General features: G+C 37.1%; 11 protein-coding genes. 10 read left to right on the top strand and 1 reads right to left on the bottom strand.

Features of this window, described 5'->3' with window-relative positions; all coding sequences use genetic code 11:
• Window positions 1-194: 194 nt before the first annotated feature.
• From RT445_RS00800 to RT445_RS00775, 6 genes are all read left to right on the top strand, one after another.
• Entirely contained in the window at window positions 195-767 is a 573-nt protein-coding gene (locus RT445_RS00800; RefSeq protein WP_274795721.1) for a manganese efflux pump, read from the top strand.
• 313 nt (window positions 768-1,080) lie between these two features.
• Window positions 1,081-1,608 carry a YceI family protein gene (locus RT445_RS00795; RefSeq protein WP_274795722.1) on the top strand — a complete coding sequence of 176 codons (528 nt, stop codon included), beginning with the start codon at window positions 1,081-1,083 and terminating at the stop codon, window positions 1,606-1,608.
• Window positions 1,609-1,793: 185 nt separating this feature from the next.
• The gene (locus tag RT445_RS00790) at window positions 1,794-2,735 is read left to right on the top strand and encodes an NAD-dependent epimerase/dehydratase family protein (protein ID WP_312504810.1); all 942 of its coding nucleotides are present in this window, start codon (window positions 1,794-1,796) and stop codon (window positions 2,733-2,735) included.
• Window positions 2,736-2,838: 103 nt separating this feature from the next.
• Window positions 2,839-4,116: an AAA family ATPase gene (locus tag RT445_RS00785; RefSeq protein ID WP_313469346.1), complete on the top strand. Its 1,278-nt coding sequence runs from the start codon at window positions 2,839-2,841 to the stop codon at window positions 4,114-4,116.
• A complete protein-coding gene (locus tag RT445_RS00780; RefSeq protein WP_274795725.1) occupies window positions 4,113-4,688 on the top strand; it encodes an RloB family protein in 576 nt (191 codons plus the stop codon). The genes RT445_RS00785 and RT445_RS00780 overlap by 4 nt, the downstream gene beginning before the upstream one ends.
• Before the next feature lie 141 nt (window positions 4,689-4,829).
• The gene (locus RT445_RS00775) at window positions 4,830-6,896 is read left to right on the top strand and encodes a catalase (RefSeq protein WP_312504807.1); all 2,067 of its coding nucleotides are present in this window, start codon (window positions 4,830-4,832) and stop codon (window positions 6,894-6,896) included.
• Window positions 6,897-7,229: 333 nt separating this feature from the next.
• Here the strand turns inward: RT445_RS00775 and RT445_RS00770 are convergent, their stop codons facing one another.
• The gene (locus RT445_RS00770; protein ID WP_274795727.1) at window positions 7,230-7,385 is read right to left on the bottom strand and encodes a hypothetical protein; all 156 of its coding nucleotides are present in this window, start codon (window positions 7,383-7,385) and stop codon (window positions 7,230-7,232) included.
• 209 nt (window positions 7,386-7,594) lie between these two features.
• On the opposite strand from RT445_RS00770, the gene RT445_RS00765 reads away from it, so the two are divergent.
• From RT445_RS00765 to RT445_RS00750, 4 genes are all read left to right on the top strand, one after another.
• Window positions 7,595-8,983: an aldehyde dehydrogenase gene (locus tag RT445_RS00765; protein ID WP_313469344.1), complete on the top strand. Its 1,389-nt coding sequence runs from the start codon at window positions 7,595-7,597 to the stop codon at window positions 8,981-8,983.
• 313 nt (window positions 8,984-9,296) lie between these two features.
• The gene (locus tag RT445_RS00760; protein ID WP_274795729.1) at window positions 9,297-10,763 is read left to right on the top strand and encodes a UDP-N-acetylmuramoyl-L-alanyl-D-glutamate--2,6-diaminopimelate ligase; all 1,467 of its coding nucleotides are present in this window, start codon (window positions 9,297-9,299) and stop codon (window positions 10,761-10,763) included.
• 135 nt (window positions 10,764-10,898) lie between these two features.
• Window positions 10,899-12,476 carry a peptide chain release factor 3 gene (locus tag RT445_RS00755; protein WP_313469343.1) on the top strand — a complete coding sequence of 526 codons (1,578 nt, stop codon included), beginning with the start codon at window positions 10,899-10,901 and terminating at the stop codon, window positions 12,474-12,476.
• Window positions 12,477-12,664: 188 nt separating this feature from the next.
• The coding region (locus RT445_RS00750; protein WP_313469342.1) for an efflux RND transporter permease subunit at window positions 12,665-13,495 on the top strand (831 nt) is incomplete at its 3' end.

Here is a 13,495-nt window from a genome sequence, read left to right as displayed (position 1 = left end):
TTCTAGTGAAAATTAAATTAACAAGTAACAACTTAAGTTTATATACAAGTTGTTACTTTTGTCAAATTGCAATTTTCAAATAACTCAGCCTTTAAGATGAGATTCGACGAAAGCTATATTGGGCTGCCCATAAATATTTCAAGCGTTAACATATGATAGGTGAAAATGGAGATTGGGCTTTGAGGAGGCTTAGTATGCATTGGGTTACCATTATTCTAATAGGAATTGCAGCAAATTTAGATAATTTGGGGATTGGCTTGGCTTATGGAGTTAAACAAGTTAAAATTCCGATTTTATCAAATGCTGTGATTGCTATCATGTCAATGATTATCACATATGTTGCAGTAACAGCTGGCAGCACGGTTGTTGAATATATTTCACCGCATACTGCCAATTTATTAGGAAGTTTACTATTGTGTGTAATTGGTATATGGACCTTGATGTCCAAAAATTTTTCTAATCAACGGATAGCTGGAAATCCTGAATTATTTGATGAAGATAAAAACTTAGTGATTTCAACTCGAGAGGCGATGGCACTAGGCTTCATTTTATCAGCGAATTGTTTAGCAGGAGGCATTGCTATTGGAGCTAATGGTATATCTGCCCTTTGGACTGTTATTTCGATTGGTGTGTTCTCGTTTATAACGGTGGGAGTGGGTAGTCGATGCGGCTCTTTACTTTCAAAAACGTTTATTGGTAAGCATTCAACAGCGATATCAGGATGGTTGCTTATTATGATAGGTATTTTTGAGATTTTTGCTAAGTAAATAATGTATCATTTTAAATTTAAAGATGGAAAGTGAGAATCGTCTCATAGTACAAGGCAATAAAATCTAAGATAAAGGATGTACCGAAAATTCGGACATCCTTTTTAAATAATTTTATTTAATTACTTGACGTAACTTAATTATTAATATATAGTAGGTTACAGAAAGTAATTAATTACATTCGTTTCTTACAATAAAGTAACTACAAATGTTTATCCTATTAAATTTTGGGTAACATAAATTATGTAGTTGCTTCATATTTTAAAATATATCTCGAAATCGAGATAAAATCAACTTATTGGAGGAATTTAAAATGGCAAAATGGAATATTGATTTAGGACACTCAGCAATTAACTTTCAAGTGAAGCACATGATGGTATCAAAAGTTAAAGGTGTATTTGACAGCTACTCAGCAGATATTGAAGCAACAGATCTTGCAGATTTAACAACGGCTAACATTAGCTTTACAATTGATCCAGCAAGCATTAATACGCGTAGTGAGGATCGCGATAATCATTTAAAAGCAGCAGATTTCTTTGATGCTGAACAATATCCAACAATTACGTTTAAATCTACAAACATTACTAAAAAATCAGGCGATAAATATGCAGTAACTGGTGATTTAACAATTAAAGACGTTACAAAATCAGTAACATTTGATACAGAGTTCAATGGAAAAGGTACAAATCCATGGGGTCAAGAAGTATATGGTTTCGAAGCTGAAACAACAATTAACCGTGAAGACTTTGGCTTAACTTGGAACGCAGCTTTAGAAACTGGTGGAGTTCTAGTTGGTAAAGATATTAAAGTATCTGTTGAATTAGAAATTAACCCAGCTTAATAATAGGGATTCGGGCATGCTTGAAATAATATTCAAGCATGCTTTTTTTATATAAAAACATAGAAGGTTATTAAATAAAATGTCTAGTAATACTATTGTGGGAAAAATTACTATCAAATAAGTTTCTTGCATATTTTTAGTAAATACTGCATATAAATCATCATATTGTTTTTGGGGGCGATAGGATGAATGTATTAGTGACAGGTGGCTATGGTTTTATTGGGAGTGCGGTAGGAAGGCGTTTTTTTGAAGAAGGTGCCACGGTTTATATTATTGATAATTTAAGTACGGGTCATTTGCGAAATGTTGACTTTGAGCATAAATCCTATCTCTTAAATGTAGAGGATGAGGTTTGTGAACACCTTTTTAAAGAAATTCACTTTGATGTGGTCGTCCATTGTGCAGCACAAACGAGCGTACAACAATCCATCCAAGAGCCAGTAAAAGATATTTTGACAAATATAGTTGGACTTAGCCAAATGCTTTTTTTATCATCCAAATATAAAATTCAGCACTTTGTCTTTGCCTCATCGGCAGCTGTTTATGGGGATAGTCATTATCCGCCATTAGAAGAATCAGATGTCTGTGAACCAATATCTATGTATGGATTAAATAAAAGCATTGGCGAAACCTATTGTGAAAAATGGCAAAAAGATTATCGTTTACCTATTCTTATTTACAGATTCGCTAATGTTTTCGGGCCAAGACAACCAATGCAAGGCGACGCAGCAGTGATCCCAAGTATGTTAAAAAGCAGTATGGAGGGGAAACCCTTTACCATTTATGGTGATGGTGAACAAACGCGTGATTTCATTTATGTCGATGATATAGCAGATGCTATTTATGCTGGTGTATCCGCCCGTTTACAAGGTACGTATAATGTTTCCACAAATGAAGCTTGGTCTATTCACCAAGTTATTTTACTTCTCCAACATTTAAATCATCCACTTGAGATTCAATATGCCCCAGCACGAGAAGGAGATATTGAACATTCTTTCTTAAATAATGATAAATTGGCCAAGGCCATTGGTTGGAGACCTAAAACTTCTTTTGCAGAGGGAATTGAACGTACATTGCAAGCAATCGAAAATGAAAGACTAGCAGAAATTCAACAAAAAAGTGGCTAAAGGCGCTTCAAAATGGAGGCATATTACATTGCGTAATATGTCTTTTTCAATGTCTATAGTATAATAATTCATTAAAGAAATGGTTGTGGACGGAGGTTTACGGATGCTTGTAGATTTTAGAGTAAAAAATTGCTTAAGTTATAAAGATGATACATTATTTTCAATGGTAGCGGGCAGTCGTCTGCGAAAATGGAAGGATACCCACACAATGCAGTTTGAATCACTGCGCCTTGTGAAAAGTGCATTTATTTTTGGTCCAAATGGCAGTGGAAAATCTAATCTATTTACGGCTATAAAAGTGTTACGTACCTTACTATTTAATTTTGAAAATTTAAATAATGTAAAACAGTTACGTCTACCCTATCAACCATTTAAGCTAGGGCGGCAGCAAGGTAAACCAACAGAATTTATGATATCACTTTTTTTAGACGGGGCTTTATATGATTATGAAATCCAGTACAATGCATCACAAGTTCTCTATGAGCGTCTTGTGAAAACAAGCAAGTCATTAAAAGAGGAGTTGTTTAGTAGACAATGGGATGGTACACAGTATGCGTATACAACAGCCCAAACAACAGCACAGGAATTGACAAAATATACTCGCAACAATACCGCCTTTTTGTCAGTATTACATGTATTTAATGATCCAGATGCTTTAAAAATATTCGATTGGTTTTTACATAAAATTCTGTTTCTTGATGAAGCAAATCGGTTATCAAGTCATCCTCTGATTCGTAAACTTGAAGAAGAACCCTTTAAAAAGGAAGTAATCAAACTACTAAAAATTGCAGATCTGTCAATCCAAGACGTCACAGCTAGACGTGTGGAACGCAGAGAGAAAAATACGATCGGCTATGAATTTGATTCATCAGAAGTCATTCAAGAAGTAGATATCGATTTACATTATTTATCATTTGACGAAGTCGGTGCACCGTTAGGGACAGAAACGATTAATTGGACAATGGATTCAAAAGGTACAGTGCGAATGCTACATTTAGCTTGTGTAATGGTGGATGCTTACGATAAAGGAAAGACGATTCTGATAGACGAATTTGATACGGCATTCCATGTATCAATTTGTGAGTTTTTAATGGCTATTATGAACAGCCATCGTAATAGGAATAATCAATTTATTGTGACCAGTCATGAAATAGAACTGCTAGATCAGCCGCTGCGCTCAGACCAAATTTGGTTTGTGAATAAAAGTTTTAAAAATGAATCGGAGCTGTACTCTTTATTTGATTTTGCAGACTTACAAAAGAAACGTGGAGATCTTTCATATGCAAAACGTTATCTAAAAGGGGAATTTGGTGCAACGCCTATCATCAATGAGTATTTATCTGACCAATACTTAAAAGAAGCGGAGGTATCGGAGCCGTGAGAATACGTCAACAAGGGAGCCGAACATTACGTAAAACCGTTTTAATTTATTGTGAAGGTGAAACAGAAAGAATTTATTTTGAACAAATGCGTATATTAAAACGCTCTAAAATGGTAAGTGTCAAAATAAAAAACGTCAAACGTTCCGCAATTAAGCTTGCTCAACATGCTTATCGAGATTCTAGCTATCAATATTTTGATGAGGTTTGGATTGTATTTGATAAGGATGATTTAACCGAAAGGCAATTAGAGGAAGTCAATCAATTTTGCGCGGAAAAAAATATTCATATTGCCTATACAAATGAAGCATTTGAATTGTGGTTACTCTTGCACTTTGAGGAAGTTGACAGTACAGAAAAGTATCCTCGTGCGGTCTTAAATGACAAAATGGAACAGCATCTAGGCGTCAGTCGTTATTTTCGTCATAAGGCTGATGAGTCCGTCATTGCGCCCATAGCATTACGACATGAGGTAGCCATTAAAAATTGCACAGACATGATGGCTCTTCGAAAGACGGAGAGCCGTGATAACCCCTACTGTAACATACATGAAATGATACGATACATATTTTAAGGATGAGTAGGTTTTCTATTTTTGAATAGAAACCTACTCTTTTATTTTTGAAGGAGAGCTTTGTCGAATGAAGGCATGTTTATTTTTTAAAAACATATAGTGGATATGGAGCGATAGTAGTAATGACTGAAAGGGGATTGCGTGGATAACTCAAAGCCAAATCAACGTAAAAATATAGAGGGAAATGCCAAGGATCATCAATTAGAGCCGTTTCGTGTTGAGAACGATGGAACAAAAATGACAACGAATCAAGGGCTAAGGGTGTCCAATGATGAGGATTCCCTTAAAGCTGGAGTTCGTGGACCAACCATTATGGAGGATTTTCATCTTCGAGAGAAAATTACCCATTTTGACCATGAACGTATTCCAGAGCGTGTCGTGCATGCAAGAGGATTTGCGGCGCACGGTGAATTTGAATTGTATGAATCGATGAAAGAGTATACGAAGGCAAAGTTTTTACAGGATACCAAAAAGAAAACGCCTGTCTTTGTCAGATTCTCGACAGTAGTAGGGAGTTTGGGGTCAATGGATACAGCTCGTGATGTACGCGGGTTTGCAACGAAATTTTATACGGATGAAGGAAATTATGATTTAGTAGGGAATAATATTCCAGTCTTTTTTATTCAGGATGCCATGAAGTTTCCTGATTTAATTCATGCTGTCAAGCCAGAGCCACATAATGAAATGCCACAAGCAGCCTCAGCCCATGATACGTTTTGGGATTTTGTGGCGAACAATCAGGAAATTGCCCATATGATTATGTGGCATATGTCTGATCGAACAATTCCTAGAAGCTTCCGCATGATGGAAGGATTTGGTGTGCATACATTCCGCTTTGTTAATGATAAAGGAAGATCAAGATTTGTTAAATTCCATTGGAAGCCTGTGTTAGGTGTGCATTCTCTCGTGTGGGATGAAGCACAAATTATTGCTGGGAAGGACCCCGATTTTCAACGACGTGATTTATGGGAAGCCATTGAAATTGGAGATTACCCGGAGTTTGAGTTAGGTGTACAAATACTTGAACCAGAGGATGAATTTAAATTTGATTTTGATATTTTAGATGCGACAAAGCTTTGGCCCGAGGAACTTGTACCGGTGAAAAAAATTGGCAAGATGACATTAAATCGCAATGTGGATAATGTCTTTGCGGAAACAGAACAAGTTGCGTTTCATCCAGGGAATGTTGTTCCAGGCATTGACTTTACCAATGATCCACTGTTACAAGGTCGACTCTTCTCTTATTTAGACACTCAGTTGATTCGTTTAGGGGGACCTAACTTTACAGAAATTCCTATTAATCGCCCGATTTGTCCCGTTCACAATAATCAGCGAAATGGCTTTAGTCGACAGACAATTAACTTAGGAAGAGTTAGTTATCATAAAAATTCCCTAGCAAATAATACGCCTGCTACCTCTACTGCACGAGAAGGAGGGTACGTTCATTATGAGGAAAAAGTTGAGGGACGAATTACAAGAGCACGAAGTAAATCCTTTGATGATCATTTTTCACAAGCAAGACTATTTTGGAACAGTATGTCCCCACCCGAAAAACAACATATTATCGATGCCTTTAGCTTTGAAGTTGGAAAAGTAAAAAGCAAAGCAGTTCGACAGCAGGTAGTCGATATGTTTGTCCGTGTGGATAAAGAAATGGCTACAATTGTTGCGGACAATGTCGGTGTAAATCGCCCTACTGGAGAACAGTCTAAGGTTACAGCCTCCTCACCTGCACTTAGTCAAGCCAATACGATTAAATTACCATACACACTTAAAGTAGGGGTCTTAATTGGGGATGGCTTTGATGCCAATGAGGTCGGTGAAGTATTAAAATACTTAACAAGACAAGGTGTACGCTACAGTATTATCTCTGATCGTTTAGGTGTTGTCACAGGTAATAACGGTGTTCAATTAACGGCAAGTGACACCTTTATCACAACCGATGCAGTATTATTTGACTCGTTATATGTTGTTGGTGTTAAGGGAAGTAATCAAGCAAAATTCAATACGTATATCGTCAATTATATAAATGAAGCCTATCGTCATTATAAGCCAATAGGTTTCGCTACAACTGGCACAACATTTTTCAATATGTCGAATGCTAATGTAGGGCCAGGTATTGTGTTAGCTACTGGTAATAAAGATTTTGCAAAAAAGTTTGTAGATGCCATTGCTCAACAACGATTTTGGCAACGAAATATTTATTAAATATCTTTAGACGTTAGGATTGGATACTTGGGGAAGCGGAGCGAATACCGCGGAAGCGAGGGGAATACCCGCGGAAGCGAAGCGAATACCCGCGAAAGCGAGGCAATTACCCGCGGAAGTGAGGCGAATACCCGCGGAAGCGAGGCGAATACGCGCGGAAGTAAAGTGAATACCCGCGGAAGTGAGGCAAATACTGCGAAAGCGAAGCGAATACGCGCGGAAGTGAGGGGAATACCCGCGGAAGCGAGGCGAATACCCGCACAATCGAATTAGCAGTATTTAAACATGATAAAAGCGCATTATAAGGATAGTCCTCCCTATAATGCGCTTTTTTTAATTAACTTCTGAATTTTCATCATTCTCTACAGGTGTTGTAGAGAGATATAAGAAAGCTTCATCTTGCAATAGCGCTATCTTTTCTTCACAAATTCCATGTGATAATGGTCCAGAAAAAATGGACTCCCACCATGTTCCAGTTGTTGTTGTCATTCATCTACGCCCCCGTTTCGGTTTTAATATGTAGTTGTATATTTCCCGAGATGAAAAAACTAAAACATTTATTTTGACATAAAGCCAGTTCACCCCCTGATGCAGAAAGAGGATTTTTGCCTCTCGATGTTGTATCGTATAGACAAAGATAGTTTGTTTCAAAACGAAAAAACTATGTATGCCATTTTTAAAAAAGGGGTGCTTTATTGATGAATTTTACGTCTCAAGATGTGGAAAATATGATAACAGAGCAACGTCAATTTTATTTTTCTCGCGCAACGAAAAGTGCGAAATTTCGAAAAGAGCAGTTAAAGAAATTAAAAGCTTCCATTTTAAAATATGAGAAGGACATATTGAACGCGTTGTATTTAGATTTGCGTAAAAGTGAATTCGAAACCTATGCAACAGAAATTGGTATTGTATTAGATAGTATCTCATATATGGTGAAGCATGTGGAAGAATGGATGGAGCCAACAGCAGTTAAAACACCGATTCAATATCAGATGGGTAAAAGTTTTATCGTTCGTGAACCATATGGTGTTACTTTAATTATTGGACCTTTTAATTATCCTTTTCAACTCGTAATGGAGCCACTGATTGGTGCCATTGTTGGAGGAAATACAGCAATTGTGAAACCGTCAGAAACATCTGTACACACAGCTTCTATCGTCAAAAAAATAATTGAAGAAACATTCCATCCTTCCTTTGTACGTGTAGTTGAAGGTGAGAAAGAAGAAGTTACAGCTCTGATTCATGCTTCATTTGATTATATCTTTTTTACAGGCAGCGTAGCTGTAGGAAAAGTAGTAGCCAAGGCAGCGGCAGAACGTTTGACACCAGTTGCCTTAGAACTTGGTGGTAAAAGTCCAGCGATTGTCGATCAAACAGCTAACCTTGAAGTAGCAGCGAAGCGAATAGTATGGGGCAAATTCACAAATACTGGACAAACGTGTGTGGCACCCGATTATTTGCTTGTTCATAAAGATGTTTATGACCGCTTTATGAAAATATTAAAAGAAACTATCCGTTCGTTTTATGGCAAAAATCCTTTGAAAAGTCCTGATTACGGTCGGATTGTGAATTTAAGACAATTCGATCGACTACAGCAAATTATTAGGGAAGAACGCGATGCCATTACATTTGGTGGAAGAATTGATCGTGATGATTTATATGTTGAGCCAACAATCATCGAATATGTAAAATGGACAAGTCCATCTATGCAAGAAGAACTCTTTGGTCCTATCTTACCTGTGATGATGTATAATGATTTACCACTTGCAATTCATCAAATTCGTCAGTTACCAAAGCCTTTAGCGGCGTATTTCTTCTCGGAACATGAAAAAGCAATACAATATTTTTTAGAGGAATTACCATTTGGTGGGGGATGTATAAATGATACCATCACCCATGTTGGAAATTTACACTTACCATTCGGTGGCGTTGGACCATCTGGCGTGAAAGCTTACCATGGGAAAGCGAGCTTTGAAAACTTTACACACCCTAAATCTATCTTAAAGAAATCCTCCAAGCTCGAGACGAATGTATTGTTCCCACCGTATAAACAAAAAGTGAAAATTGTACGATCCATTATGAAATAGATTAATTTGGGAGATATCTTTGGATGTCTCCCTTTATAAGCCTCATGTGCATGTAAAATTGTTCTCTAATAAACCATCCTTCAAATGTCGAAAAATGCCGATTTGTGATTATAAATGAAAATTTCGAGGAAAATAGGATTTTTTCTTCAAATGAAAGCGTTTTCGTTAAAAAAACAGACCGGAGGCATTTTATTTATCGTGAAATAAGTAGTAAAATAAGTTCAATAGAACGTGGGGGGATTCATATTGTCGTTTTTTGTCGAATGTTCAAAAATGATGACATGAGTGTAGAGATTGATTGGAGGACTATGAAATGTATGCAGAGGAATTGTTAAGCGCATTACCTTTGAAAAAAATAATTGGCGTACTGCCAGATCAAGTTAGTGATATCGTAGTGGATTCTAGAAGTGTGCAACCAAATAGCATGTTTGTTTGTATCAAAGGCTACACAGTGGATGGGCATGATTATGCACAAAAAGCTGTTGATGGTGGCGCAACAATTGTGGTAACGGAACGAAAATTACCATTAGGAGAGTCGATTGCACAAGTAATTGTAAAAGATACAGATCGCGCAGTAGGCTTACTTGCAGCAAAGTTCTTTGATTATCCTTCTAAGGACATTACGATGATTGGGGTAACTGGAACGAATGGTAAAACATCCGTCACAGGGATTATACAAAATATCATGCATGGGATGGGTGAAAAATCCGCCCTATCTGGTACAATTGGCTTTAATTTAAATGGTATTTTATATGAATCAGCCAATACTACGAGTGATGCGCTATCGACACAGCAAATGATTTTTCGAGCAAAAATGGAAGGCTGTCGGTTAATGACAATGGAGGTTTCATCACATGGGTTAGCACTTGGACGTTTAGCAGGTGTTGATTATGATGTTGCTATTTTTACAAATCTAACGCATGATCATCTTGATTTCCATGGTACGATGGAGGAATACGGCCATGCAAAAGGCTTATTATTCTCCCAACTTGGACAAGATTTAGAAAAGAATAAATTTGTTGTGTTAAATGCAGATGATGCCTGGTCAGAGCGGTATGCAGCGATGACACCATTTCCAGTGTGGACATATGGTTTAAAAAACGAAACGGCAGATTTCCGTGCCATTAATTGTGAATATCACGATTATATGACATCATTTGATGTGGAAATGCCAGAGGGAATTTATCGTGTGAAAATGAATTTACTTGGTGAATTCAATATTTACAATGTGTTGGCGGCAATGGTTGCATTTTATGCACGAGGTTATTCTATGGAAACTATTATTGAGCAAATTGAACAACTACCACCTGTCAAAGGACGTATGGAAAAAGTATGTTCAGATCTTCCAGTGCAAATGTTTATTGACTATGCTCATACACCAGACGCGATTGAAAAAGCGATTGAAGCAGCGCAGCCTTATAAAAAGGGCAAATTAATATTCTTAGTTGGAACAGGTGGTAATCGGGATAAATCAAAACGTCCTGCGATGGCTGAGAAAGCGTCAGCTGCGGAGTATGTTATTTTGACGACAGATGATCCACGCTATGAAGACTATGATAGTATTACAAGTGATCTTGCTAAAGGGATGCTTCATGATAATTATGCATGTATTGGCGATCGTGCAGAGGCTGTTCGTCATGCCATAGAGGTTGCAGAACCTGGAGACATGATTATTTTTGCTGGAAAAGGCCATGAGGATTATCAAATCATTGAGAATACAAAATTCCCACATAGTGATGCAGAAATTGCAATAGAAGCTGGCCGATTAAAATTCGTTTAATGAAAGAGAAAATCCTTGGAAACCCTTTTAGTTGTAACTAAAGGGTTTTCTTTTTGGAGATTTCATGTAAAAAGGTTGTACGAAAGGCAAGTCTTCTTTTATTATTATTAAGTATGAAAAAAGGAGAATGACGAGATGAATTCAAATTTAGAAAAAGATATACTATCGCGTCGTACTTTTGCCATCATCAGTCACCCTGATGCTGGGAAAACGACGATTACAGAAAAGCTTTTACTATTTGGTGGCGCCATTCGTGACGCAGGGACAGTAAAAGGGAAAAAAACAGGTAAGTTTGCAACATCTGACTGGATGGAAATTGAAAAGCAACGTGGGATTTCAGTTACCTCTTCAGTTATGCAATTTGATTATAACGGTTCACGAGTAAACATCTTAGACACACCTGGTCACCAAGATTTCTCTGAGGACGCATATCGTACATTAATGGCTGTTGATAGTGCTGTCATGGTAGTAGATGCTGCCAAAGGGATCGAGGCACAAACATTAAAGCTATTTAAAGTTTGTAAAATGCGTGGTATTCCTATTTTTACATTTATTAACAAATTAGACCGTCAAGGGAAAGAGCCACTTGAGCTAATTGAAGAGCTTGAGGAAGTTCTTGGAATCCATGCCTATCCAATGAACTGGCCAATTGGTATGGGTAAAGAGTTCCTTGGTATTTATGATCGATACAATAAGCGCATAGAGCAATTCCGTACGGAAGAAGCTGAACGTTTCCTACCAATTGACGACAATGGAGAGCTTGCTGTGGAGCACCCGATGAAAGTAACTTATTACTATTCGCAAGCAATGGACGATATTATGTTGCTTGATGAGGCTGGGAATCAATATTCAGAGGAAAAAATTCGTCGTGGGGAATTGACACCTGTTTTCTTTGGTTCAGCATTAACAAACTTTGGTGTGCAAACATTTTTAGAAACGTATTTACAATTTGCACCGACACCACAACCTAGAATTACGGAAGATGAGCAATTTATTGACCCTGTTGAACATGAAGAGTTTTCAGGTTTCATTTTCAAAATTCAAGCGAATATGAATCCTGCACACCGTGACCGTATTGCTTTTGTACGTATCGTTTCAGGGAAATTTGAACGTGGTATGAATATGACACTATCTCGTACAGGTAAATCATTTAAAGTAACACAATCTACACAATTCCTTGCAGATGACCGTGAGACTGTGGATGAAGCCGTTGCTGGTGATATTATCGGTTTATATGATACAGGAACATATCAAATTGGTGACACGGTTGTAGGTGGTAAGAAAACATTCCAATTTGAGAAATTACCACAATTTACACCAGAGTTATTTGTACGTGTCACAGCGAAAAACGTTATGAAGTCGAAGCAATTCCATAAAGGGATTTTACAACTGGTACAAGAGGGCGCCATTCAATATTATAAAACATTGCATACAGAGGAAGTTATTCTTGGAGCAGTTGGTCAATTACAATTCGAAGTATTTGAGCATCGCATGAAGAATGAATATAATGTTGAAGTGAAGATGGAGCCAATTGGTTCAAAAATTGCACGTTGGATTGAAAATGAAGAGGACGTGAAAGAGTCTATGTCTTCAGGTCGATCTATGCTAGTGAAAGACCGATTTGACAATCTTGTTTTCCTATTTGAAAATGAATTTGCTATGCGTTGGTTTGCAGATAAAAACGAAAACATTAAACTATATAGTCTTTTATAATAGTGAAACACGAGTCGACAATTTTGCGATTCGTGTTTTTTTGCAAGGGAAATTGACACTGTTTGTAGAATAAAACAGTATGAGGAAATATATTACACAAATTACTCGAAGGGAGCTTAGTCTATTTATAAAATAATCTCCTTTTCGGCTATCCTGAAAGGAAGAGGTAGAAAAAGGAGTTTGTTTATATGAATATTAGTCATTTTTCAATTAAAAGACCCGTCTTTACTATTGTTACAATGCTTCTTGTCATCTTACTAGGAGGCGTATCTTTATTAAAAATACCAATTACACTAATTCCAGAGTTAAATCCCCCTATTGGTGTTGTTGTCACTTCTTATCCTGGTGCAAGTCCAGCAGAGGTAAATGAGAAGATAACAAAGCCTTTAGAAGCTACACTTGCCACCTTACCAGGTATCAAAAAAATCCAATCAACCTCTCAAGAAGGTTCTAATTTAATTGTACTTGAGTTCAATTGGTCTACGAACCTGGAAGATGTCCAACTTGATATTCTTCAAAGAATAGATATGACACCACTGCCAAATGATGCAGGGAAGCCTAGCTTCTTAAAATTTGATCCATCACAATTCCCTATTATTCAACTATCATTGCGTGCTGAAAATAAAAATGTAGATGTGCGTTTGTTAGCGGAGGACTTAGAGCAAGAGCTTCGACGGACAGAGGGTGTTGCTAGTGTAAATGTTTCTGGCAAATTGATAGAGGAAATACAAATCATATTAGATGAAGCAAAGCTAGTAGAAAAAGGTCTAACACAAACAGACATTGTGCAAATAGTTCAAGCCAATAATGTTTCTCTTCCTGGTGATCCTGTCTCAACAGATGATGGCAAGATGTTAACAACACGTATTGTAAGTACATTATCTTCACCAGAAAGCATTGCTGATTTAATCGTTTCGGTAAACCCTTTAACAGGTGAAGCCATAACTGTTGGTGATCTTTCAACAGTGGAAAGAACAGAGCAACAATCTAGTACGACAACACGCGCAAATGAGTATCCA

The sequence above is a fragment of the Lysinibacillus sp. genome, assembly GCF_032093475.1.
In the GTDB taxonomy this organism is placed as follows: domain Bacteria; phylum Bacillota; class Bacilli; order Bacillales_A; family Planococcaceae; genus Lysinibacillus; species Lysinibacillus irui.
This window is presented reverse-complemented; position numbering and strand designations above follow the sequence as displayed.